The sequence below is a fragment of the Rhizobium sp. SVR5-2C genome (assembly GCF_056755115.1).
In genome coordinates this window covers 22,161-43,211 of the sequence record NZ_JBNDHT010000012.1, presented here as the reverse complement: position 1 = coordinate 43,211, position 21,051 = coordinate 22,161, and the positions used below count along the sequence as shown (strand labels likewise).

General features: G+C 60.7%; 23 protein-coding genes and 1 riboswitch. Of the genes, 11 read left to right on the top strand and 12 right to left on the bottom strand.

What is annotated here, in order from left to right:
- Window positions 1-4 precede the first annotated feature (4 nt).
- The 5 genes from ACPYOI_RS05660 (at window position 5) to sugE (ending at window position 4,476) form a co-directional block, all read left to right on the top strand.
- Complete coding sequence (locus ACPYOI_RS05660; RefSeq protein WP_481417067.1) at window positions 5-1,270, top strand: zinc metalloprotease; 1,266 nt, start codon at window positions 5-7, stop codon at window positions 1,268-1,270.
- 135 nt (window positions 1,271-1,405) lie between these two features.
- Complete coding sequence (locus ACPYOI_RS05655) at window positions 1,406-2,533, top strand: S-(hydroxymethyl)glutathione dehydrogenase/class III alcohol dehydrogenase (protein WP_481417066.1); 1,128 nt, start codon at window positions 1,406-1,408, stop codon at window positions 2,531-2,533.
- A 295-nt stretch (window positions 2,534-2,828) separates the two neighbouring features.
- Window positions 2,829-3,407, top strand: a complete 579-nt coding sequence (gene gfa / locus ACPYOI_RS05650) for an S-(hydroxymethyl)glutathione synthase (protein ID WP_481422655.1) — start codon at window positions 2,829-2,831, stop codon at window positions 3,405-3,407.
- Window positions 3,408-3,511: 104 nt separating this feature from the next.
- Window positions 3,512-3,973 carry a YaiI/YqxD family protein gene (locus ACPYOI_RS05645; protein ID WP_481418617.1) on the top strand — a complete coding sequence of 154 codons (462 nt, stop codon included), beginning with the start codon at window positions 3,512-3,514 and terminating at the stop codon, window positions 3,971-3,973.
- Window positions 3,974-4,161: 188 nt separating this feature from the next.
- Window positions 4,162-4,476: a quaternary ammonium compound efflux SMR transporter SugE gene (gene sugE / locus ACPYOI_RS05640; protein ID WP_481418616.1), complete on the top strand. Its 315-nt coding sequence runs from the start codon at window positions 4,162-4,164 to the stop codon at window positions 4,474-4,476.
- A gap of 25 nt (window positions 4,477-4,501) precedes the next feature.
- On the opposite strand, the gene ACPYOI_RS05635 is transcribed toward sugE, so the two are convergent.
- The 7 genes from ACPYOI_RS05635 to crcB all read right to left on the bottom strand — a co-directional run bounded on the left by ACPYOI_RS05635 (window position 4,502) and on the right by crcB (window position 9,966).
- Entirely contained in the window at window positions 4,502-4,888 is a 387-nt protein-coding gene (locus ACPYOI_RS05635) for a DoxX family protein (RefSeq protein ID WP_481418615.1), read from the bottom strand.
- A 77-nt stretch (window positions 4,889-4,965) separates the two neighbouring features.
- Window positions 4,966-6,498, bottom strand: coding sequence for an acyl-CoA carboxylase subunit beta (locus ACPYOI_RS05630; RefSeq protein WP_481422654.1), 1,533 nt, complete (start codon window positions 6,496-6,498; stop codon window positions 4,966-4,968).
- 35 nt (window positions 6,499-6,533) lie between these two features.
- A complete protein-coding gene (locus ACPYOI_RS05625) occupies window positions 6,534-6,992 on the bottom strand; it encodes a hypothetical protein (RefSeq protein WP_481418613.1) in 459 nt (152 codons plus the stop codon).
- Between the two features lie 67 nt (window positions 6,993-7,059).
- Window positions 7,060-7,848 (bottom strand): ATP12 family chaperone protein, encoded by a 789-nt coding sequence (locus ACPYOI_RS05620; protein WP_481418612.1) that lies wholly within the window; start codon window positions 7,846-7,848, stop codon window positions 7,060-7,062.
- Between the two features lie 9 nt (window positions 7,849-7,857).
- A complete protein-coding gene (locus tag ACPYOI_RS05615) occupies window positions 7,858-8,508 on the bottom strand; it encodes an HAD-IA family hydrolase (protein ID WP_481418611.1) in 651 nt (216 codons plus the stop codon).
- Window positions 8,505-9,497, bottom strand: coding sequence for an RluA family pseudouridine synthase (locus ACPYOI_RS05610; protein ID WP_481418610.1), 993 nt, complete (start codon window positions 9,495-9,497; stop codon window positions 8,505-8,507). Before ACPYOI_RS05610 ends, ACPYOI_RS05615 begins: the two co-directional genes overlap by 4 nt.
- Window positions 9,498-9,588: 91 nt before the next feature.
- On the bottom strand, window positions 9,589-9,966 hold the full coding sequence (crcB, locus tag ACPYOI_RS05605; protein WP_481418609.1) for a fluoride efflux transporter CrcB: 378 nt from the start codon (window positions 9,964-9,966) through the stop codon (window positions 9,589-9,591).
- A gap of 118 nt (window positions 9,967-10,084) precedes the next feature.
- Here crcB and ACPYOI_RS05600 point away from each other — a divergent pair, with 118 nt between their 5' ends.
- The gene (locus ACPYOI_RS05600) at window positions 10,085-10,351 is read left to right on the top strand and encodes a hypothetical protein (protein ID WP_481418608.1); all 267 of its coding nucleotides are present in this window, start codon (window positions 10,085-10,087) and stop codon (window positions 10,349-10,351) included.
- Between the two features lie 56 nt (window positions 10,352-10,407).
- Here the strand turns inward: ACPYOI_RS05600 and ACPYOI_RS05595 are convergent, their stop codons facing one another.
- The 3 genes from ACPYOI_RS05595 to ACPYOI_RS05585 form a co-directional block, all read right to left on the bottom strand.
- On the bottom strand, window positions 10,408-11,373 hold the full coding sequence (locus tag ACPYOI_RS05595; protein ID WP_481418607.1) for a copper chaperone PCu(A)C domain-containing protein: 966 nt from the start codon (window positions 11,371-11,373) through the stop codon (window positions 10,408-10,410).
- A gap of 77 nt (window positions 11,374-11,450) precedes the next feature.
- Window positions 11,451-11,831, bottom strand: coding sequence for a hypothetical protein (locus ACPYOI_RS05590; RefSeq protein WP_481418606.1), 381 nt, complete (start codon window positions 11,829-11,831; stop codon window positions 11,451-11,453).
- A complete protein-coding gene (locus tag ACPYOI_RS05585) occupies window positions 11,831-11,962 on the bottom strand; it encodes a hypothetical protein (RefSeq protein ID WP_481418605.1) in 132 nt (43 codons plus the stop codon). Before ACPYOI_RS05585 ends, ACPYOI_RS05590 begins: the two co-directional genes overlap by 1 nt.
- Before the next feature lie 25 nt (window positions 11,963-11,987).
- Window positions 11,988-12,080, top strand: a riboswitch (glycine riboswitch).
- Between the two features lie 152 nt (window positions 12,081-12,232).
- Between ACPYOI_RS05585 and gcvT the strand changes: the two genes are divergently transcribed.
- The 4 genes from gcvT (at window position 12,233) to ACPYOI_RS05565 (ending at window position 17,163) form a co-directional block, all read left to right on the top strand.
- Window positions 12,233-13,369, top strand: coding sequence for a glycine cleavage system aminomethyltransferase GcvT (gcvT, locus tag ACPYOI_RS05580; RefSeq protein WP_481422653.1), 1,137 nt, complete (start codon window positions 12,233-12,235; stop codon window positions 13,367-13,369).
- Window positions 13,370-13,393: 24 nt separating this feature from the next.
- Window positions 13,394-13,756 (top strand): glycine cleavage system protein GcvH, encoded by a 363-nt coding sequence (gene gcvH / locus ACPYOI_RS05575; RefSeq protein WP_481418603.1) that lies wholly within the window; start codon window positions 13,394-13,396, stop codon window positions 13,754-13,756.
- On the top strand, window positions 13,756-16,620 hold the full coding sequence (gene gcvP, locus ACPYOI_RS05570; RefSeq protein ID WP_481418602.1) for an aminomethyl-transferring glycine dehydrogenase: 2,865 nt from the start codon (window positions 13,756-13,758) through the stop codon (window positions 16,618-16,620). Before gcvH ends, gcvP begins: the two co-directional genes overlap by 1 nt.
- Before the next feature lie 159 nt (window positions 16,621-16,779).
- Window positions 16,780-17,163 (top strand): VOC family protein, encoded by a 384-nt coding sequence (locus ACPYOI_RS05565; RefSeq protein ID WP_481418601.1) that lies wholly within the window; start codon window positions 16,780-16,782, stop codon window positions 17,161-17,163.
- 42 nt (window positions 17,164-17,205) lie between these two features.
- Here ACPYOI_RS05565 and ACPYOI_RS05560 read toward each other — a convergent pair whose 3' ends face one another.
- Window positions 17,206-18,006, bottom strand: coding sequence for a class I SAM-dependent methyltransferase (locus ACPYOI_RS05560; protein WP_481418600.1), 801 nt, complete (start codon window positions 18,004-18,006; stop codon window positions 17,206-17,208).
- Window positions 18,007-18,135: 129 nt separating this feature from the next.
- On the opposite strand from ACPYOI_RS05560, the gene ACPYOI_RS05555 reads away from it, so the two are divergent.
- The gene (locus ACPYOI_RS05555; protein WP_481418599.1) at window positions 18,136-19,146 is read left to right on the top strand and encodes a trypsin-like serine peptidase; all 1,011 of its coding nucleotides are present in this window, start codon (window positions 18,136-18,138) and stop codon (window positions 19,144-19,146) included.
- Between the two features lie 68 nt (window positions 19,147-19,214).
- On the opposite strand, the gene ACPYOI_RS05550 is transcribed toward ACPYOI_RS05555, so the two are convergent.
- Window positions 19,215-20,897 (bottom strand): arylsulfatase, encoded by a 1,683-nt coding sequence (locus ACPYOI_RS05550; RefSeq protein WP_481418598.1) that lies wholly within the window; start codon window positions 20,895-20,897, stop codon window positions 19,215-19,217.
- Window positions 20,898-21,051 lie beyond the last annotated feature (154 nt).

The window sequence follows — 21,051 nt, the reverse complement described above, 5'->3', positions numbered from 1 at the left end:
ACCAATGACGGCGCTGCAATCTGCCGCCCTGCTGCTTTTCATCAATCTGGGGCTCCTCTGGCTGCTCATGCGCATGCCGCTCGGCCTGCGCACCATTTGTCTCAGGCGGACGTTCCGACGCCCGCCGGAGGAACTGTGGAGCGCCATCAATCCTTCAGGGACCAACGCCAACTGGCACCATTCCGTCGTGAGCAGCGAGCCGCTCGATAATCGCGCGGATATGGTCGAACAGATTTACAGCCATCTCGACCGCAACGGCAAACCGCAGCGGCGGCTCCTGGCCTTGGAACCCTTGGCGGCCGCCGGAGGACGCGGCTTCCACACGCGCATTGCCGACGACAGCACGCTGGATGCGGCCTTTTGGCGGGATTTCAGAGAAAGCAGGATCGTCCGCCGCCTGCCGGACGGAGCCGAAATCGAGATTACTCAAATGGATCGCTATCGCGGCCTCGCATCCCTTCTCTTCCGCTACTTCGTGCTGCGGCGCGAACTGCGCGCGCTGGAAGGATGGCTGGAAACCGGCAGATCGGTTCCCCAGGGGTACGTAGAGCACCCCGCCGTTCAATTCGGTCTGGCCCTCATCTCGACGCTGCTCCTCTGGCCGTTCTTTGGACTGACGGTCTCCGGCCTGATGATCTCGGCATTCCTCACGCTTGTCATCGCCCTGCATGAACTTGGACATCTCGCTGCCTACCGAACCTTCGGGCACGAATCCGTGCGCATGATCTTCGTGCCGCTCCTCGGTGGCATTGCGATCGGCGGAAGGCCCTACAAGAGCCAGTTCGAAGTAGCGGTCTGTGCACTGATGGGCTCCGGTATGTCGGCCTTTGCCGTGCCCATTCTGGTTGCCGGATACAACGGCACTGCCCGCGACTTGCTGCTGCCGGAGCAACTGGGCAGCCCGCTGCTGATCTTCCTGCTCATCCTCGGCAGTTTCAATCTGCTCAATCTTCTGCCGATGCAAAGATTCGACGGCGGCCAGGTCCTGCGCCAGGTCTTCACCACTCGGCGTTCTCTGATCTGGGCCAGCTTTGCCACCACGATCTTCATTCTGTGGATCGGTTGGGAACTCGGAATTTCCGCGAAAATGCTCATGGCCGGTCTCGCCGTATTCATTTTGCTGAGCATGATCGGTGCCAGCTCAGTAAAGCCCCGCCACAAGCTTGACCAGATGAAGGACGGCGAGCGAATACTGGTTGCCTTCGGGCTTTTCGCCGCGATCGCCATTCATGGCTATGCCGTTCTATTCTCGGCCGAAAAGCTCTTTTGACGCTTTGGGGAAAGTAAGCGCCGCAGGCCAGCCGATTTCGCAATTATGTCGGCGCCGTATTCCCTTTTCGCTTGAGCGTGCCTCTCTGGCCGTGCCAAGGTCCGGCAAACAAATCCTCTATAGGGAGACCATAAGATGGACGTTCGCGCCGCCGTTGCCGTTCAGGCAGGAAAACCGCTGGAAGTCATGACAGTGCAGCTCGAAGGCCCCAAGGCCGGCGAAGTACTGATCGAGGTCAAGGCGACCGGCATCTGCCATACCGATGATTTCACGCTTTCGGGCGCCGATCCGGAAGGTCTCTTCCCCGCCATCCTTGGCCACGAGGGCGCGGGCGTCGTTGTCGATGTGGGCCCGGGCGTCACCTCGGTCAAGAAGGGCGATCATGTCATTCCGCTCTATACGCCCGAATGCCGCGAATGCCCGTCATGCCTCAGCCGCAAGACCAACCTCTGCACCGCGATCCGCTCAACGCAGGGCCAGGGGCTGATGCCGGACGGCACGTCACGCTTTTCGATCGGTAAGGACAAGATCCACCACTACATGGGCTGCTCGACCTTCGCCAACTACACGGTTCTTCCGGAGATAGCCGTCGCCAAGGTCAATCCCGATGCGCCTTTCGACAAGATCTGCTACATCGGCTGCGGCGTAACAACGGGTATCGGTGCTGTCATCAATACGGCCAAGGTCGAAATGGGCGCGACAGCCATCGTCTTCGGACTTGGCGGTATCGGCCTCAACGTCATCCAGGGCCTGCGGCTTGCCGGCGCCGACATGATCATCGGCGTCGATCTCAACAACGACAAGAAGGAATGGGGCGAACGCTTCGGCATGACGCATTTCGTCAATCCGAAGGAGGTTGGCGAAGACATCGTGTCCTATCTCGTCAACATGACGAAACGCGGCGCCGATCAGATCGGCGGTGCCGACTACACCTTCGACTGCACCGGCAACACCAAGGTCATGCGCCAGGCGCTGGAAGCCTCGCATCGCGGCTGGGGCAAGTCGGTGATCATCGGGGTTGCCGGCGCCGGCCAGGAAATCTCCACCCGCCCCTTCCAGCTGGTCACCGGCCGCACCTGGATGGGCACCGCCTTCGGCGGCGCGCGCGGCCGCACCGACGTGCCGAAGATCGTCGACTGGTACATGGAAGGCAAGATCCAGATCGACCCGATGATCACCCACACGATGCCGCTCGAAGACATCAACAAGGGCTTCGACCTCATGCATTCCGGCAAGAGCATCAGAAGCGTGGTGCTCTACTAATATCGGATAGCGGCAAGGCGACTTCGAATGAAGTATAGTGCCGAGGGGCCGAGACGCCTTTCGGCAAAACGATGCGACACAGAAGCGGCATCGGACACCGTGCGAAAAGCAGGTTAGGTGCCCTTTGCCTGCGGCTTCAATGTCGCTCCATTCGACCGGCGGCCCGCGGGAAGGCGCAGTACCGTGCGTCATGGATGACGCACAAAACGGGACTGCAGCACTTTGAATCTGCACATGATCCTTTCCCTAAATCGATCCCGATTTAGGGGGTCTGCGCCAGGAGGAGGAGTTGAACATGCCAGGTCAAGTATCGATACACCCCGCCCTCGACGGCGGCGTGAAGGCGGGACAGGCGAATTTCAGCGGCGGGACACTCGTCTGTGCCTGCTCCGACCGTCCCGTCAAAGTCGCCATCAAGGGAAATATCGCCCATAACCACGCCTGCGGCTGCACAAAATGTTGGAAGCCCAAGGGCGCCGCCTTCTCCGTCGTCGCCGTCACGCCGCATGAGAACGTCACCGTTCTCGAAAACGGCGACAAGCTAAAGATCATCGATCCCGACGCACTGATCCGCCGCCATGCCTGCAAGGAATGCGGCGTGCACATGTACGGACCGGTGGAGCGGGACCACGCATTCAAAGGTCTCGACTTCATTCACCCGGAACGCTTTCAGGAAAGCGGTTGGCCCGAGCCGACATTTGCGGCCTTCGTTTCCTCGATCATCGAATCGGGCACGCCGCCTTCGGCGATGGCAGGCGTGCGCAGCCGCTTGAACGAACTCGGCGTCACGCCCTACGATTGCCTGAACCCGACGCTGATGGATGTCATAGCAACCTGGGTGGCGAAAAAGGCAGGCACGCTGAAGGAAGCCTGACGTCTTGAACGAGGGGCAACCGTCGGACTATTAGATCCGATCGAACCGCCGCTACGCGCCCGCCAAGGCCGCGTAGCGTTTCCAGCCAGAGCAGATTGAAATTCATGATCTACGTCGATGCAGACGCTTGCCCCGTGAAATCGGAAATTCTCAAAGTCGCGGAACGCCACGGGATCGAAGTGACGTTTGTCGCCAATTCCGGGCTCCGTCCGTCGCGGGATCCGATGGTTCATAACGTCATCGTCTCCAATGCCTTCGATGCCGCCGACAACTGGATTGCGGAACATGCAACGAAGGGCGACGTCGTGGTGACGGCAGACGTACCGCTGGCGGTCAGGTGTGTCGCATCCGGTTCGCTTGTCTGCGGCCCGTCCGGCCGTGTCTTCGACGAAACGAATATCGGCATGGCGAGCGCCATGCGCGATCTCGGTGCGCATCTCCGCGAGACTGGCGAGAGCAAAGGTTACAATGCCTCCTTCGGTCCCAAAGACCGGTCGCGTTTTCTCGAAACCTTCGACCGGCTCTGCCGCCGCGCAAAGAGCATATCACAGACGAGTACAGGCTAACTGGGTCATCGAGCCCTGCCTGTTTCCTGAGGAACGCAAGAAACGGGTGGCATGGCAGCTATGCCAATCCCCAACTTGAAACCAGCCGTCAAACTGTGCATATAGGCATCGACGCAGACGACTGCGGCGCCTGATTTCCTGGCGCAAACGTCGCGGGGACGGCCTCGCTCTTGCTAAAGGAGAGCAAAATGGCTTGGTTCCTGTTGTTTCTTGCAGGTCTTTTTGAATGTGGTTGGGCAATCGGCTTGAAATATACCGATGGCTTCACACGCCCCGTGCCGACAATTTTCACGGCGGTGTCGATGATTATCAGCGTGGTCCTTCTTGGACTTGCGGTCAAAACTTTGCCAGTCGGGACGGCCTATGCAGTCTGGACCGGCATCGGCACCGTCGGAACGGTGCTGCTGGGCATCTGGCTGCTCGGTGATCCCGCAACGCCCACGCGGCTCGCTTGCATCGGTCTGATCGTGATGGGGATTGCAGGGCTGAAATTCGTATCCTGAAGCCGCAAGTCCCAAGCAGACGATATCAGGCGCGGCGGCTGTCCAGCGACCAGGCGCCGCCCCCCGCAAAAACCAGATACAGGAAAATAAAGCAGAAAAGCACGGCGCCGTCGCCCTCGTTGATGACCGGAAAGACGCTGATCGGCAGATGCTCCATGAAATAGGCGATGGCCATCTCGCCGCTCAGAAGGAAGGCAACCGGTCGGGTGAAAAGCCCAAGAATGATGAAGATGCTGCCTATGAGCTCAATGACGCCCGCAACGGTGAACAGCGTTGTCATCTCACCATATTGCCATGGCGGAAAATTGAAGAGCTTTTGCGTTGCGTGTTCCATGAACAGAAGCGCGGTGACAATCCTGAGAACTGCAAGGGCATATGGCCGGTACTGCCCGAGGCGCTCGAATTCCAACATCAAATTCTCCGATCAAGTCTAAGCCGCGCCCCCCGGACGCTTTTGCGCCTAAAACACCTCAGAGCCGATTTTATTCGTCAGAGTGGAATATTGTCGTGTTTCTTCCAGGGATTCGAGAGATCCTTGTTGCGAAGCATCTTCAGACCCCGCGCCAAACGCCGCCTTGTCGAATGCGGCATGATCACCTCATCGATATAGCCCCGCTCCGCAGCCACGAAGGGCGACAGGAAGCGGTCTTCGTACATCTTGGTATGTGCGGCGATCTTTTCTGGATCGGCTATGTCCTTGCGGAAGATGATTTCCACAGCGCCCTTCGCCCCCATCACGGCGATCTGTGCGGTCGGCCAGGCGTAGTTGAGGTCACCCCGCAGATGCTTGGAGGCCATGACGTCGTAGGCCCCGCCGAAGGCCTTGCGGGTAATGACCGTCAGTTTCGGCACCGTGGCCTCCGCATAGGCAAAAAGCAGCTTTGCGCCATGCTTGATCAGCCCGCCATATTCCTGCGCCGTACCAGGCAGGAAGCCCGGGACATCGACAAAGGTGACGATCGGAATATTGAAGCAGTCGCAGAAGCGAACGAAACGTGCCGCCTTGCGCGACGCATCGCTGTCGAGCACGCCGGCGAGCACCATCGGCTGGTTGGCCACAAAGCCGACAGTCGAACCTTCGATGCGTCCGAAACCGCAGACGATATTCTTGGCAAAGCTGGCTTGAATCTCGAAGAAATCGCCTTCGTCGGCAACCTTGTTGATCAGTTCCTTGATGTCATACGGCTTGTTGGCATTGGCCGGGACGAGCGTGTCCAGCGACATGTCCGCACCGGTCACCGACTGGTAACATTCGATCTCCGGCACCGGCGAGGTATTCGACAGAGGCAGGAAATCCACAAGGCGACGAACCTGCAGCAGCGTATCGACATCGTTGTCATAGGCGCCGTCGGCGATCGATGAGCGCGTTGTATGGACGGTCGCGCCGCCAAGTTCCTCGGACGTCACGGTTTCGTTGGTGACGGTCTTCACGACGTCAGGGCCGGTGACGAACATGTAGGAGGTGTCGCGCACCATGAAGATGAAATCGGTCATGGCAGGCGAATAGACGTCACCGCCCGCGCACGGCCCCATGATCACCGAAATCTGCGGAATGACGCCGGAGGCGAGCACATTGCGCTGGAAGACCTCGGCATAGCCGCCGAGCGCCGCAACGCCTTCCTGAATGCGCGCACCGCCCGCGTCATAGATCCCGACGATCGGCGCCCGGTTCTTGAGCGCCATGTCCTGCACCTTCATGATCTTCTCGGCATGCGCCTCGGAAAGCGAGCCGCCGAAGACGGTGAAATCCTTGGCGAAGACGAAGACGGTCCGCCCGTTGACCGTTCCCCAGCCGGTGACGACGCCATCGCCGGCGATACGGCTCTTGTCCATGCCGAAAGCCGTCGACCGGTGCTCGACGAACATGTCGAACTCCTCAAACGAGCCCTCATCGAGAAAGAGGTCGATGCGCTCACGCGCCGTCAGCTTGCCACGCTTGTGCTGCGCTTCGATGCGCGCGTGGCCGCCGCCTTGCCGGGCAATCTCACGGCGCCGCTCGAGCTCTTCGAGAACTTCCTTCATGAATCTCCCCTCGCCGCAGAAATTGCGGCATGATTTCAAGCGCCGCCGGCCGTGAGCTGGAAGGCCGAACGGATGCGCGCGGCGACATCTTCCGCGAGGATCTGATCAACCATCCTCTCATCGTTTGCGGTGCTCGTAACCTCGAAAGCGCTGACGGCGATGACCGAACCATCGTCCACGGAAGCAGCGTCGATCCTCATCTTGGCAACGTTTCGGTTCCGATCGAAACCGACCGCCTTTTGGACGGAAGCGACGCGAATTGTCAGCACGACGCGCGGATAGACCTCGGTGCGAACCGTCGCATTGATGGCGGAATTTATGCGATCGCCGATACCCGAGAGCAATTCTCGCGATACCTCGGGGCCGCCTAGAACGACGGCGCTGCGAACATCGTAGATGGGACCGGGCGGTTCGCTGGAGAACCAGCTCGCACAGGCCGTCAGCGTGGCGCAAATCAGCATCAGCTGACAAAAACACGACCTCAACCGTCTCATCCCGAAATTCCGCGCTCCCCAATTGGAGTCGCAGATTTCGTCATAACGGTCCGCAAAGCAATGTCTTTCAGGCCCTTAGCGCCAAAAAAACATCCGCCGCAGCCTTGAACTCATCAAAGCGCTTGGCGCGGCGTAACTCGGCCTCCTCGTCGCTGCCCCAATGCTCGATCGTCCAGTCCTCGTCGAGATGCGCAAGCGACCAGACTTCCTCAGTCGTCAGGTGGCGTTCAGCGAAGGCGAGTGCAAGTATTGCTGACCCTGTGAGCGTCGTCATGGTGTGGAGCGCGGCAAGCACGAGCGGACTGTCATGCCTCCGCAGGGTGACCCCAAGCGCGGCGATGGCCTCGCGGGGCTGTTCGTGGTGCATGACGCCTTCGATCAGGATGAAACGCGCGCCGAGATCGTTCCCCGCCCAATCGAGAACAGGATCCCAACGCTCGGTCTGGCGCTGTACCAGAGCTTCGGGACTCTCGGCGCGATAGCAGAGAAGATCGCTCGTGGAGAAACGCAAGATATCTTCAAAGACAGCCTGTGGGTCGTTGGCAACGCCGTCCAGCGCGGTGTTGACGAGACGAGTCACCGGCATGGTCACCGGATCGATGACCTCCGCCTGCGCATCCCATTCGGCGGCGATGAGATCCGCCAACGCCCGAACCGGCACTGCCAGTACCTGCCTGGCCGGGGTGCGCACGACCTTGCCGTCGAGCTCGATTGCGAAACCCTCATCACCCCGCTCGGCAACCGCCGCGCTTTCGTAGAAGCGAGCCGGAAGCGGCTTCTTCATCTGGATCTGCGCACGGCGGATCGGATCAGGATGGCTCAGGCCCTCGGATAGGTCGTCCAGCAGGTCGCGCATAGCGTCACCTCAAAAATTGGAAAGCACGTCATTCGGATGGTAGGCGATGGCATCAGCGCCACTGGCGATCAGATCGACAACACTCGCATATCCCCAGGATACACCGATTGCCTTCGCACCTGCAGCCTTTGCCATCTGCATGTCGTAAATAGCGTCGCCGACGACAATGGCGTCGGCCGGGCTCATGCCGGCCTCGTCGCAGCATTCGGTCACCATCGCCGGATGCGGTTTGGACGGACAATCGTCGGCTGTGCGCGAGACGATGAAATGTGGCGCGAAGCCGTGGGTTTCGAGAATGTTCACGAGGCCACGGCGGGATTTCCCCGTGACAGCGCCTATCAGGATGTCTTCCCTCTGGGTCAGCGCCTCGATCATCGGCCTTATGCCGGCGAACAGCGGAACGTCCATGCCCGGCTGCTGACGGACATCCATATAGATCGACTTATAGTGCGCAGTCATGGCAGCGGCCTCGTCGTCGACATGCGGCTTGCCTTGCATGCGAGCAATGGCGATATCGAGCGTCAGGCCGATGATCGACTTGGTGCTGGCGACCTCGGGCCGGGGATGGCCGAAATGCACGAAGGTACGCGCCATAACCTCATGGATGAGAGCGGCACTATCGACCAGCGTGCCGTCGCAATCGAAAAGAGCAAGTTTCATTCTTCGTCTTCCCTCTCCGCACCGGCAAGATCGAGGCCGAGCAGATTCCATGTCTGGACCATGTGTGGCGGCAGCGGCGCAGTAACGCGCAGGCGCCCGCCGGAGGGATGCGGAATGTCGATCTTGCGCGCATGCAGGTGCAGCCGCTTCTGTATGCCACCGGGGAAGTCCCAGTTCGGATCTTCGATGAAATATTTGGGGTCGCCGATAATCGGGTGGCCGATATGGAGCGCATGCACACGAAGCTGGTGCGTGCGCCCGGTATAGGGTTCCATTTCCAGCCAGGCGAGGTTCTGAGCGGCAGTCTCGACGACGCGATAATAGGAAACGGCGTGATCGGCGCCATCCTCACCATGTTTGGCAACGCGCATGCGATCGCCGTCGGCGGTCGCTTCCTTCACCAGCCAGGTGGAGATCTTGTCCTCGTGCTTGCGCGGCACACCCTTCACCAGCGACCAGTAGGTCTTCTTGGTATCCCGCTCACGGAAGGCCGCAGTGAGCTTCTGCGCCGCTCCGCGCGTGCGGGCGATCACGAGTACGCCGGAGGTATCGCGGTCGAGGCGATGCACCAGCCGCGGCTTCTCGCCCTTGGGGCTCGTCCAGGCTTCGAGCATCTTGTCGATATTGCGCGTCACGCCGGAGCCGCCCTGCACGGCAAGACCGGCCGGCTTGTTCAGTACGATCACCTTGTCGTCCTCATGCAGCACCATGCGCTGCAGAAGCTCGTAGTCGCCCCCATGCTTCAGATCGTGATTGGCGATCGGTCCGCTCTTCTTCGCATCGACGTCGAGCGGCGGCACGCGCACCACCTGCCCCGGCTGCACGCGGGCATCCGTCTTCACCCGGCCGCCATCCACGCGGACCTGTCCCGAGCGCATGAGTTTCTGCAGCGGGCCGAAGCCGAGACCCGGATAATGAATCTTGAACCAGCGATCGAGCCGCATGCCCGCCTCGTCGGATTCCACCGTGATATGTTCAATACCGGCCATTTTTCTTTTCTTTCCGGAAATGGGATGCCTGCGCCGAACGCGGCCTTTGCCCGTGGCTTTAGAGCATTTTTGTCCACACGGAAACCGCCTTTCAGATCAAAGCGCGCGCCGCGGCGAGTCCAGCCATGACAGCGGCCATCGAAAACCCGACGCTTGCGGCGATGTAGAGCCAGCCGGAGACAGCCTCGCCGCGCTCGAAGAGCGAAATCGCGTCGAGCGAAAAGGCCGAGAAGGTCGTGAAGCCGCCGAGAAAGCCGGTGATGAGCAAAAGCCTCAGTTCGACAGAGGCGTTGAACCTGCGGGCGATCATTTCAGCAAGAACGCCGATGGCAAAGCATCCCACGACGTTGATGATCAGCGTGCCCCATGGAAAGTTCGGTCCCATGAGCCGAAGGGACCACTGGCCGACATAATATCTCAGAAGCGAACCGATGGCGCCGCCGGCGCCCACAAGAAAAGCCTGAATCATACGTTCGCCTTACGTCACAAATCCATGGATTCCGATCGGCAAGAAAAGATCTGCAGTTCTGTAAAATGCTATTAATTTCTTTAGCCGGACACAAACAAAAGGCCTGTACCATATCAGTATGGCACAGGTCATTACCATATCCGCGAGCACCGCCGCTGCCGCTTTCGAGACGCTGAGGATCGCTCCCCGCGTGCCGGCGAGCGTTGCGGCCAAGGATGCGCGCCGTATCGCCGATCGCCAGCTCAAGGGCACGGCGGCGGATGAAGTCGAGGAAACCCAGAACATCATCCAATCGACCGAGATCGCTCTCGACCTCATGACGAGTGGCAACAAGCAGCCGCAGGCCGGTTTACGGCAGGCTCTGAAATCCTACGAAGATTCCTGAATTCCGTCGCCGGGGAAGAAAAAAGCCCGCGACCCATGCCGCGGGCTTCCGCCTGATTACTTGCCCTGAGCCGAAAGCACCTTCAACGTCAGATCGACCTTGCCGGCTTTCTCGAAGGTCAGCGTCACGGGCACGCTGTCGCCCTGCTTGAACGGCGCCTTGACCTTCTGGAACATCAGGTGCAGGCCTCCCGGCGCGAGCGTCACGGTCCCGCCAGCCGGCACGGGAATCCCGTCCTTCAGCTCCCGCATCTTCATGACATTGTCCTGCATCGCCATCTCGTGCAGTTCAACTTCGCCCGCATTGGGAGATGAGATCGAAACGAGCCTGTCGTCGGTCTTGCCGTTGTTCTTGACGGTGAAGAAGCCGCCGCCGACCGGCTGACCGGGGAGCATCGCCTTTGCAAAAGCGCCGGAAATCTGGAGATCGCCGAGCGTTACCGTGTCACCTCCCATGCCGCTCATATCCATGCCAGCCATATCATCATGGCCGTGATCATGTTCTGCGCCTGCAACGACCGTCAGCACCGGCGCCGGGCTTTTGAGCTTGTGCGGATCGCCGCCTTCCTTGGCGACCTCATCCCAAGCTGCTACGGCATCGCCACAAAGCTGGGTGACCGGAAAAGCGAGCGACGTCCCGCCTTCGACGCCAGAGATCTTACCCTGAATGACGAAGGTGTCGTAGAAATCGTCGGAGAGATTGCCGCCTTTCCAGCGGATCTCGACAGCGCCGGATGTCATTGCGGTGCCGTGATTGTCGTAACTCTTCTTGTAGTCGCCCTTGACGATCTCGAGTTCCCAGCCCGCCTTTGGCTGCGGCTTTGCGAACACGAACCCTTCGGGCAGTTTGACCCGTACCTCGTTCGTCGCCTTGCCGTCGCATCCATGCGAGACCTGCAGCGTGGCAAGAATCGTCTTCTCTTGCGGCGCCTGCGGATCGAGGAAAGTCACATGTGCCTGCGCGGCGGTGAACGTGGTAGCGGAAAGCAGCGCGACGCCGCCGAGTGCTTTGATTGTCTTCATTGGATATCTCCTCGCCGGTATCGCCCACAAACCTTGGCGCACCAGCACTATAATGTCATTTCGGTCATGGCTGGAGATCAGACCAGAACCGGGGGCCCCCTGGATTTCGGCTGTTCGACGGCACGCGTGCCGATAGTCACATGCGCCTCAACCGGCGGGTTATGCAGCGAGGCAAATTCGAGATTCAGCCACGAGCCGGAATCGGGCCCCGGCAGAATGACGGAAGCCGCGAGATGGCAGACTTCACAATTCGGCTTCGGTGGAACGGTCTTGCCGTCAGTGTCGGTAACCGTCACGCAGAGCGAGGCATACGAGCCGTCCGGCAGGGCATATTCGGCGCCGTTATAAGCGGGCTCGGACGAAACCCGCGGAGCCTGATGCGCAAGGCCGAGCAAAAGCAGGCTCAACGCGCAGACTACGCGCGTCAGCATCCCAGCTCTTCGGCTCCTGTCCGTCATCAAATCCCCTCGGCGACTTTGCGATTAACCACTTTACCGGCGAAAAGCAAAAGCGTTTTGCCGCAGATCAGACGCTGCCCCACGGAAAGCGCGACAAAAATTTGCTCGGTGGCGACATTCCCCCTTGCCAACAACCCGCTCCGCCGGATAATTGCGGCGACCTTGTTGGGAGAATCCGGTCCGCTAGCGACCGGTGCCGAAGGAGCAACCGCCCCGGAAACTCTCAGGCAAAAGGACCACAAGGGGCAGACGGAACTCTGGAGAGAAGCGTTCTCGAAACGCTCGCCGAAGGGATAGCAATCTCAGGCACAGGGACAGAGGGGGCTCGAAAGACGGGCGCGGCGGTGCCTGCAGATTTGAGCCCGCGCTTGGGATTCCACGCGCAAACCCCGGAGGCGTCATTGGACGATACTGCTGCCCTCAAGAAAACTCCGCTTCACGCGCTGCATCTTTCGCTCGGCGCCCGCATGGTCCCCTTCGCAGGCTACGAGATGCCGGTGCAATATCCGGCCGGCGTCATGAAGGAACACCTGCAGACGCGCACCTCAGGCGGCCTGTTCGATGTCTCGCACATGGGACAGGTCATCGTGAAAGCGAAATCCGGCAAATACGAAGACGCCGCGCTCGCGCTCGAAAGCCTCGTCCCTGTGGACATCCTCGGTCTCGCTGAAGGGCGCCAGCGTTACGGCTTCTTCACCGACGAGAACGGCGGCATCCTCGACGACCTGATGATCGCCCATCTCGACGACCACCTCTTCGTCGTGGTCAACGCCGCCTGCAAGGAGGTCGACGTCGCGCATCTGCGGAAGCATATCGGCGACCGCTGCGACATTACCGTGCTCGATCGGGCACTGATCGCTCTTCAGGGGCCGCACGCAGTCGATGTGCTCGCCGAACTCTGGGCCGACGTCGCCTCGATGAAGTTCATGGACGTGCGCCATTGCCGCCTGCACGATGTCTCCTGTCTTGTGTCCCGCTCCGGCTACACCGGCGAAGACGGCTACGAAATCTCGGTGCCGCAGGAGATGGCCGAAGATATCGCCAAACGGCTGCTCGAGCATCCGGACGTGCAGCCGATCGGCCTCGGAGCCCGCGATTCACTCCGGCTGGAAGCCGGTCTCTGCCTCTATGGCAACGACATTGACACGACGACTACGCCGATCGAGGCCGCGCTCGAATGGGCCATGCAGAAGGCCCGCAGGACGGGCGGAGCCCGCGCCGGCGGTTTTCCGGGTGCCGAACGCATTCTTTCCGAACTCGACAATGGCGCCAAGCGCCGCCGCGTCGGCCTGAAGCCCGAGGGCAAGGCGCCGGTGCGCGGCCACTCAAAGCTTTACGCGGATGCCGAAGGCAAGACCGAAATCGGCGAAGTCACCTCGGGCGGCTTCGGCCCCAGTGTCGAAGGTCCGGTTGCCATGGGCTACGTGCCGGTTTCGCATTCTGCCGCGGGAACTCAGATTTACGCCGAGGTGCGCGGCAAGTACCTGCCCCTCACCGTCAGCGCGCTTCCCTTCATCACGCCGACCTATAAACGCTAATAGTTTTTCCAGAGAGGACGAACCATGCTGAAATTTACCGAAGAACACGAGTGGCTGAAGATTGAAGGCGGCGTTGCGACGGTCGGGATCACGAGCTATGCCGTCGATCAACTCGGCGACCTCGTTTTCGTCGAACTGCCGGAAGTAGGCAGCAGCTTCTCCAAGAATGATGCCGCCGCAACGGTCGAATCCGTAAAGGCTGCTTCCGACGTTTATTGTCCGCTCGATGGCGAGATCACCGAAGTCAATCCGGCAATTACCGCCGATCCGTCGCTGGTCAATTCCGACCCGCAGGGTGCCGGCTGGTTCTTCAAGCTGAAGCTCAAGAACCCGGCCGATGCAGATGGCCTCCTCGAAGAGGCGGCCTACAAGGAGCTCACCGCGTAATGACGACGCCCACGGAATTCCAGTTCACGGACTACCAGCCCTACGACTTCGCCAATCGCCGCCATATCGGCCCCTCGCCGGCTGAAATGGCTGACATGCTGAAGGTCATCGGCTACGGCAGCCTCAATGCCTTGATTGATGCGACGGTACCGCCCTCCATCCGCCAGAAGCAGCCGCTGACCTGGGGCGCCCCGATGACGGAGCGCGAGGCGCTCGACAAGCTGCGCGAGACCGCCAACAAGAACAAGGTGCTGACCTCGCTGATCGGCCAGGGCTATTACGGCACGATCACGCCGCCGGTCATCCAGCGCACCATCCTCGAAAACCCGGCCTGGTACACGGCCTACACACCCTACCAGCCTGAAATCAGCCAGGGCCGCCTCGAGGCGCTGCTGAATTACCAGACGATGATCTGCGACCTCACCGGCCTCGACGTCGCCAATGCCTCGCTGCTCGACGAGGCCACGGCCGCCGCCGAAGCCATGGCTATGGCCGAACGCGTCTCCAAGTCGAAGGCAAAGGCCTTCTTCGTCGATGCCGACTGCCATCCGCAGACGATCGCGCTCATCCGCACCCGCGCTGAGCCGCTCGGCTGGACCGTCATCGTCGGCAACCCTTTCACCGATCTCGACCCGACCGAAGTCTTCGGCGCGATCTTCCAGTATCCGGGCACGCACGGCCATGTGCATGATTTCTCCGGCCTGATCGCCCGCCTGCACCAGACTGGCGCGATCGCTGTCGTTGCAGCCGATATCCTGGCCCTGACACTCCTGAAGTCGCCGGGCGAAATGGGCGCCGATATCGCCATCGGCTCCTCGCAGCGCTTCGGCGTTCCGGTCGGCTATGGCGGCCCGCATGCGGCCTACATGTCCGTCAAGGACGCCATCAAGCGCTCCATGCCCGGCCGTCTCGTCGGCGTCTCCGTCGATGCGCGCGGCAACCGCGCCTATCGTCTGTCGCTGCAGACCCGCGAGCAGCACATCCGCCGCGAAAAGGCGACGTCGAACATCTGCACCGCGCAGGTGCTGCTGGCCGTGATGGCCTCCATGTATGCCGTCTTCCATGGTCCGAAGGGCATCAAGGCGATTGCCCAGCAGGTCCACCAGAAGGCGGTGCTGATGGCGAAGGGCCTCGAAAAGCTCGGCTACACGGTCGAGCCGGAAACCTTTTTCGACACGTTCACCGTGGACGTCGGCCATATGCAGGGCCTCATCCTGCGTGCCGCCATCGCGGAAGGCGTCAACCTTCGCAAGGTCGGCGACACGAAGATCGGCATGAGCCTCGACGAGCGCACCCGTCCCGCGACACTTGAGGCCGTCTGGCGCGCCTTCGGTGGTAACTTCGCGATCGCCGATTTCGAGCCGGGCTACCGTCTGCCGAAGGACCTGCTGCGGACCAGCGATTACCTGACGCATCCGATCTTCCACATGAACCGTGCCGAAAGCGAAATGACTCGCTACATCCGCCGGCTTTCGGATCGCGACCTGGCGCTCGACCGGGCGATGATCCCGCTCGGCTCCTGCACGATGAAGCTGAACGCGACGGCGGAAATGCTGCCGATCACCTGGCCGGAATTTTCCGACATCCATCCTTTCGTGCCGGCCGACCAAGCGCTGGGCTACCGCGAGATGATCGACGATCTCATCGACAAGCTTTGCGCAGTGACCGGCTACGACGCCTTCTCGATGCAGCCGAATTCCGGCGCGCAGGGCGAATATGCCGGCCTCTTGACGATCCGCAATTATCACCTGGCGAATGGCGATACTCATCGCGATGTCTGCCTCATCCCGACCTCGGCACACGGCACCAACCCCGCCTCTGCGCAGATGGCCGGCATGAAGGTGGTTGTGGTCAAGGTTCGCGACAACGGCGACATCGACATGGATGACTTCCGTGCCAAGGCGGAGCAGTATTCGGAAAGCCTCTCCTGCTGCATGATCACCTACCCGTCGACGCACGGCGTCTTCGAGGAGACCGTCAGGGAAATCTGCGACATCGTCCATAGCCACGGCGGCCAGGTTTATCTCGACGGCGCCAACATGAACGCCATGGTCGGCCTGTCCCGTCCCGGTGACATCGGCTCGGACGTTTCCCACCTCAACCTTCACAAGACCTTCTGCATTCCGCACGGCGGCGGCGGTCCGGGCATGGGGCCGATCGGCGTCAAGGCGCATCTGGCACCTTATCTCCCCGGCCATCCGGAAGCCGACGGTCGCTCCGGTGCGGTCTCGGCGGCAGCCTTCGGCTCCGCCTCGATCCTGCCGATCTCGTGGAGCTACTGCCTGATGATGGGCGGCGAAGGCCTGACGCAGGCGACCAAGGTCGCGATCCTCAACGCCAACTACATCGCCGCCCGCCTCAAGGGCGCCTACGATGTGCTCTACAAGTCCGAAGCTGGCCGCGTGGCGCATGAATGCATCATCGACACGCGCCCGCTAGTCGACAGCGCCGGCGTCACCGTCGACGACGTCGCCAAGCGCCTGATCGACTGCGGCTTCCACGCACCGACCATGAGCTGGCCAGTTGCCGGCACGTTGATGATCGAGCCGACTGAATCGGAAACCAAGGCCGAACTCGACCGCTTTTGCGAGGCGATGCTGGCGATCCGCCAGGAAGCCCGCGACATCGAGGAGGGCCGCTCCGACAAGGCGAACAACCCGCTGAAGAATGCCCCGCACACGGTCGAAGACCTGGTCGGCGAATGGGACCGCCCCTACTCGCGCGAACAGGCCTGCTTCCCGCCAGGTGCCTTCCGCGTCGACAAATACTGGTCGCCGGTCAACCGCGTCGACAACGTCTATGGCGACCGCAACCTACTCTGCACCTGCCCGCCGGTGGAGAGCTACGCCGAGGCTGCCGAATAACCTGAAGATCCCCTTCTCCCTGCCCGGGGAGAAGGGGCTCCTGCAAATCTCACCTCGCTTTTTTCGATCGGCCGTGCCTCAGGTGTGGTAAAAGTAGTGGCGTGTGCATGACGGCCGCGGGTCAGCCTGAACGTGCCCATGAGTGCGGGAGTGAGAACAATGCCGGAAACCACCGTCAATGTCCGCTACATGGTCGATGATGTGGAGGCCGCCATCGCATGGTATACGAGCCACCTCGGCTTCTCGCTTCTGACGAACTATGCTCCGGCCTTCGCGGATGTGCGGTTGGGGAATTTACGGCTCCTCTTAAGCGGGCCGACAAGCTCGGCGGGACGGTCTATGCCGGATGGCGAACAGCCAAAGCCGGGCGGCTGGAATCGCATTCATCTCATCGTTGACGATTTGCCTGCCACCGTAGCGCGGCTGCGCGCTGCTGGCGTCCGTTTCCGGAACGACATCGTCAAAGGGCCCGGAGGCGCTCAAATCTTGCTGGTCGATCCTTCCGGGAATTTCGTCGAACTGTTCCAGCCGGCACAGCAATGACAGTCTGCTGTAGCGGCCCTTCGCATACGAGTTGCTTGGGCCTCAGGGAACAATGCCTCGGCAGGCCCAGGCGACATTGGCAAAGGATCGCGGGCCGTCCGGTCGCCCGGCCTCGTAGGCGTCGCGGATGGCGGCATCGATGCGGGCTCGCTCCGAGGCGCCGAGCGTCGTCATATATTGACCGAGAGGCCCTTCGCCCGCAGCGATAGGTGCCCAGAAGTCAGCGAAGTTCTGGTAGTCCATGCGGATCAGCAGCTGTGTTTCCGCAACGTCCAAGAGGCCTTGCTCGACAAAAGCCCGCTTCATTTCGCCCGGCTGCATCATCGGCTGAAAGCAATAGCGACTGCGTAGCTGGCGCCCGGCCTCGCTGAGTGCCGCCACCGTGTCGACCATCATGCGCATGACCGGCATGCCGCCGAGATGATCCCAGACGGCTGCCGCCACCGTGCCGCCGGGCCGCACGACGCGGCCCATCTCCGCCACCGCCTTATCGGCCTCGGGCACGAAATGTAGGACGAGCAGCGCCAAAGCACGGTCGAAGGTGCCGTCTTCGAACGGCAAGGAGCAGGCATCCGCCTGGCTGATCTTAATGCGAGGGCTGGTGTTGCGCCGAATTGTCTCCTCGACGAAGACGGGCGAATAGTCGATCGCGGTGATCTCGCCGAGACTGGCGGCTCGGTCGAGCGCGAAGGTCAGGCTGCCGATGCCGCAGCCGACGTCAAGTATCTTCTCGCCATCGCCAAGGCCCGCAAACTCTATGAATGGAAGCGCGAGCTTCTGGCTCCAGCGTCCCATGAGCTGTTCGTATCCAGCCGCATCGTGAACAGTGAAGCTTGAAGACATGCGAGCCTCCATCTGCAGAACAGATGGTAAACCTCGACTGGAAGATTGCCAAGGCATCGCCCCCAGATTGCCTTTAAAACATTAGCATGTTTTCATATTCTGAGTGCTCGAACAGGAGAGGAGAGTACGATGGACGCTATGGAATTGTGGGCACTCCCCGACCAGCCAGCGACGGAGCCCTTCCCCGACGATATCGAGAAAGCGATCCTGACCGAACAGGCCGCCGGCAAAGCCTGCGAGGGACAGAGCGGGAAAGATGCCGTGCTGGAGCCAATCACCGCGCTCAAGATGCCGACAGCGGGGATCATCGAGGGTTATCGCCCCGCGTGGACAACGCTCACCCATCTGCCGCCCCTCATACCATTTCGGCCCCGCGCCCGCCGGCCCAACGCCATGGCCTTCCCTCGTGCCACCACACTCCTGCTTCTTGGGCTGCCGGTGATGAAGACGTTGAGCCGATCGGAACTGCCGCCCTGCCTCTATCCCTATTCTACCGTCGGCCGCGTCGAGTATGGTCACGGAACCAGTTTCGATCGGCCTCTCGGCTGGGGAACGGGTACGCTGGTTGGACCAAATCTGATGTTGACTGCGAGCCACCTGATGCCGTGGGATCATCCGCCGGAAGGTTGGTGGATGCGCTTTTCGCCCGGCTACGTCAGCGGCCTCGAGCCGTATGGACGCTCCTACGTGCAATCGGTCCACGGATATCGGCCGCATGAGGATCCCTACGGTCTCGATTATGTCATCTGCCGCCTCTATACCCCGCTCGGCGAGCGTGTCGGCTGGATGGGCTCGCAGTCCTTCGGCGACGAGGACAAGTATTACGACCGTCGCTGGCTCAGCATCGGCTATCCCTCAGTCTATATGGGTGGACAGGATCCGGTGATGGACGTCAACATTGACATCGAGGATATCGATGGCGACGACAACGACAGCCTGGAACTGGAGGTCGATTATTCCACCGCCTTCGCCGGCGGCTGGTCGGGCGGCCCGCTCTGGGACTGGATCGACGGCGACCCTCGTGTCGGCGGCGTCAAGAGCGGCTATGAGGCCGATGGATGGGATCCCGTTCGCGGCGTATTCGCCGGCGGCGGTCCGATGGTGGGCGTGGTTCGCTACGGCTGGGATAACTGGCAATAGACGGAGAGGCCTGCGCCATGAACAAAGGGCAGCCCTTCCGGGCCGCCCTTGGACTTTACCGCACTCGACTAGTTGCCCGGCTTGTTCCGGATGGCCGCGTCGATCTGCCTTTTCACAGCATCGAGATTGAAGGAAGCCGGGTCCTGCATCGGCGGGTAGTCGACCGCGGTGAGGGCAAGTTTCCCGACTTCCTGCTGGACGCTGACGAAGCGCCAGAACTCGCGGGCAAAGAAGTCATTCATGTAACCTCCACCGAGGTCATTGAGGCTTTGCTCGCCAATCGATGGTGTCCTCTCGAAGGGATCCTGACGGATATTGACCATGGTGGGCATGTCCGTCGTTACCTTTCCACCGGGCCAGCCCTGCGGCTGCTGCAAGAACTGGAACTTGAAGTTATCGATCCGAACTGCCCCAAGAGCAGGGCCAGCGAAGTAGAAAAACTCATGCCGTGCGGATGGTGATTTGCCCAACAACAGGTCCATCTGATTGTAGCCATCAAGATGGTTCTTGTAGGTCGTGTCGCCCAGCTTCACACCTTTAAGCAGCTGGTCGGTGATCTCGGTGTTGCCAGCGGCGGCCGCCAACGTCGGGAACCAATCCAGGGCCGAAAATATGCCGTTCTCGACGGTACCCGGCCTGACCTTGCCCGGCCAGCGAATGATGGCCGGTGCGCGGAAGCCACCTTCCATCACGGTACCCTTGGTGCCCTTGAACGGGGTCATGCCACCATCGGGCCAGGTAAACACCTCCGCCCCATTGTCGGTCGTGAAAACGACGATGGTGTTGTCGCTCTCGCCCGCATCTTCCACGCATTTGAGAAGAGCGCCGACGTTGTCATCAAGCTGCGCCACTCCGGCTTCCTCAAGGCCATAGTTGGAATCGCTGTTCATGAGGGCTTGGTATTTGGGCGACAGAAAAGTCCAGACGTGCATGCGTGTCGTGTTGTGCCAGACGAAAAACGGCTTGGCGTCAGTCTTGGCTTTGTCCATGAAGTCGCACGAAGCCTTGACCAGCACTTCGTCGAACGTGCCCATGTCGTACTTGGCCTTGGGCATGACGTCATGCATGTTCGGCACGTTGGACATGTCGGGATATGGCGCCAGGGGACCCTCGTCCACGATCCTCTGCTTGCCGATCTTGCCCCAGCGCGGCTGCTCCGTCGTATCGTCCGTGTCCATTGCAAAGGTGTGGACCAAATTACGCGGCCCGACTTTATCCCGGTACGATTGATCATTCGGAAACGAATACCAATAGGGGTCTGACATCGCATCGAGGTGATAGAGATAGCCAAAGAACTCATCGAAGCCATGCAGTGTCGGCAGATACTTGTTCAAGTCGCCAAGATGGTTCTTGCCGAACTGACCGGTGGCATATCCCTCGTTCTTGAGAACGGCGGCTAGGGTTACCGCCTTGTCAGGCATGCCGACATCTGCGCCTGCCTGACCAACAGTCGTCAGGCCGGTACGCAACGGAATTTCTCCGGTGATGAAACTCGCCCGGCCGGCAGTGCAACTCGCCTCTGCATAATAGTCGGTGAACATCATGCCTTCGGACGCCAGCTTGTCGAGGTTGGGTGTCTTCCCGGACATGATTCCCCGGTGATAGGCGCCAAGGTTGAACCAGCCAATATCGTCGCCCATGATGACAAGGATGTTAGGTTTTGGCTGCTGCTGTGCGACTGTCGGCGCACCCAGCGCGGTGGCGAACGCGGATGCCAGCAAACCAAGGCAAAGATTTCTCGTGCTACTCATGATTATACCCTCCGTTTCACTTGGTCTAAATCGCGATTGTCTTCTCACAGCATAAGGGTGCACCCTCATGTCTGCGACGATCTGAGTTTGTGAAACTGCGCGGCGCGGCGGCCGGCACAGCGGGATATACTGGGTATGTGAATGCAGCTCTGAT

Excerpts from the sequence above, each read along its gene's own strand:
- ACPYOI_RS05565 (WP_481418601.1), top strand. The coding sequence starts at position 16,780 with ATGCCGGAAACCACCGTCAATGTCCGCTACATGGTCGATGATGTGGAG.
- ACPYOI_RS05645 (WP_481418617.1), top strand. The coding sequence starts at position 3,512 with ATGATCTACGTCGATGCAGACGCTTGCCCCGTGAAATCGGAAATTCTC.
- ACPYOI_RS05625 (WP_481418613.1), bottom strand. The coding sequence starts at position 6,992 with ATGAGACGGTTGAGGTCGTGTTTTTGTCAGCTGATGCTGATTTGCGCC.
- ACPYOI_RS05615 (WP_481418611.1), bottom strand. The coding sequence starts at position 8,508 with ATGAAACTTGCTCTTTTCGATTGCGACGGCACGCTGGTCGATAGTGCC.
- sugE (WP_481418616.1), top strand. The coding sequence starts at position 4,162 with ATGGCTTGGTTCCTGTTGTTTCTTGCAGGTCTTTTTGAATGTGGTTGG.
- gcvP (WP_481418602.1), top strand. The coding sequence starts at position 13,756 with ATGACGACGCCCACGGAATTCCAGTTCACGGACTACCAGCCCTACGAC.
- ACPYOI_RS05630 (WP_481422654.1), bottom strand. The coding sequence starts at position 6,498 with ATGAAGGAAGTTCTCGAAGAGCTCGAGCGGCGCCGTGAGATTGCCCGG.
- ACPYOI_RS05600 (WP_481418608.1), top strand. The coding sequence starts at position 10,085 with ATGGCACAGGTCATTACCATATCCGCGAGCACCGCCGCTGCCGCTTTC.
- ACPYOI_RS05620 (WP_481418612.1), bottom strand. The coding sequence starts at position 7,848 with ATGCGCGACCTGCTGGACGACCTATCCGAGGGCCTGAGCCATCCTGAT.
- ACPYOI_RS05555 (WP_481418599.1), top strand. The coding sequence starts at position 18,136 with ATGGACGCTATGGAATTGTGGGCACTCCCCGACCAGCCAGCGACGGAG.
- gfa (WP_481422655.1), top strand. The coding sequence starts at position 2,829 with ATGCCAGGTCAAGTATCGATACACCCCGCCCTCGACGGCGGCGTGAAG.
- ACPYOI_RS05550 (WP_481418598.1), bottom strand. The coding sequence starts at position 20,897 with ATGAGTAGCACGAGAAATCTTTGCCTTGGTTTGCTGGCATCCGCGTTC.
- ACPYOI_RS05660 (WP_481417067.1), top strand. The coding sequence starts at position 5 with ATGACGGCGCTGCAATCTGCCGCCCTGCTGCTTTTCATCAATCTGGGG.
- crcB (WP_481418609.1), bottom strand. The coding sequence starts at position 9,966 with ATGATTCAGGCTTTTCTTGTGGGCGCCGGCGGCGCCATCGGTTCGCTT.
- ACPYOI_RS05610 (WP_481418610.1), bottom strand. The coding sequence starts at position 9,497 with ATGGCCGGTATTGAACATATCACGGTGGAATCCGACGAGGCGGGCATG.
- ACPYOI_RS05635 (WP_481418615.1), bottom strand. The coding sequence starts at position 4,888 with ATGTTGGAATTCGAGCGCCTCGGGCAGTACCGGCCATATGCCCTTGCA.
- ACPYOI_RS05595 (WP_481418607.1), bottom strand. The coding sequence starts at position 11,373 with ATGAAGACAATCAAAGCACTCGGCGGCGTCGCGCTGCTTTCCGCTACC.
- ACPYOI_RS05655 (WP_481417066.1), top strand. The coding sequence starts at position 1,406 with ATGGACGTTCGCGCCGCCGTTGCCGTTCAGGCAGGAAAACCGCTGGAA.
- ACPYOI_RS05590 (WP_481418606.1), bottom strand. The coding sequence starts at position 11,831 with ATGACGGACAGGAGCCGAAGAGCTGGGATGCTGACGCGCGTAGTCTGC.
- ACPYOI_RS05560 (WP_481418600.1), bottom strand. The coding sequence starts at position 18,006 with ATGTCTTCAAGCTTCACTGTTCACGATGCGGCTGGATACGAACAGCTC.
- gcvH (WP_481418603.1), top strand. The coding sequence starts at position 13,394 with ATGCTGAAATTTACCGAAGAACACGAGTGGCTGAAGATTGAAGGCGGC.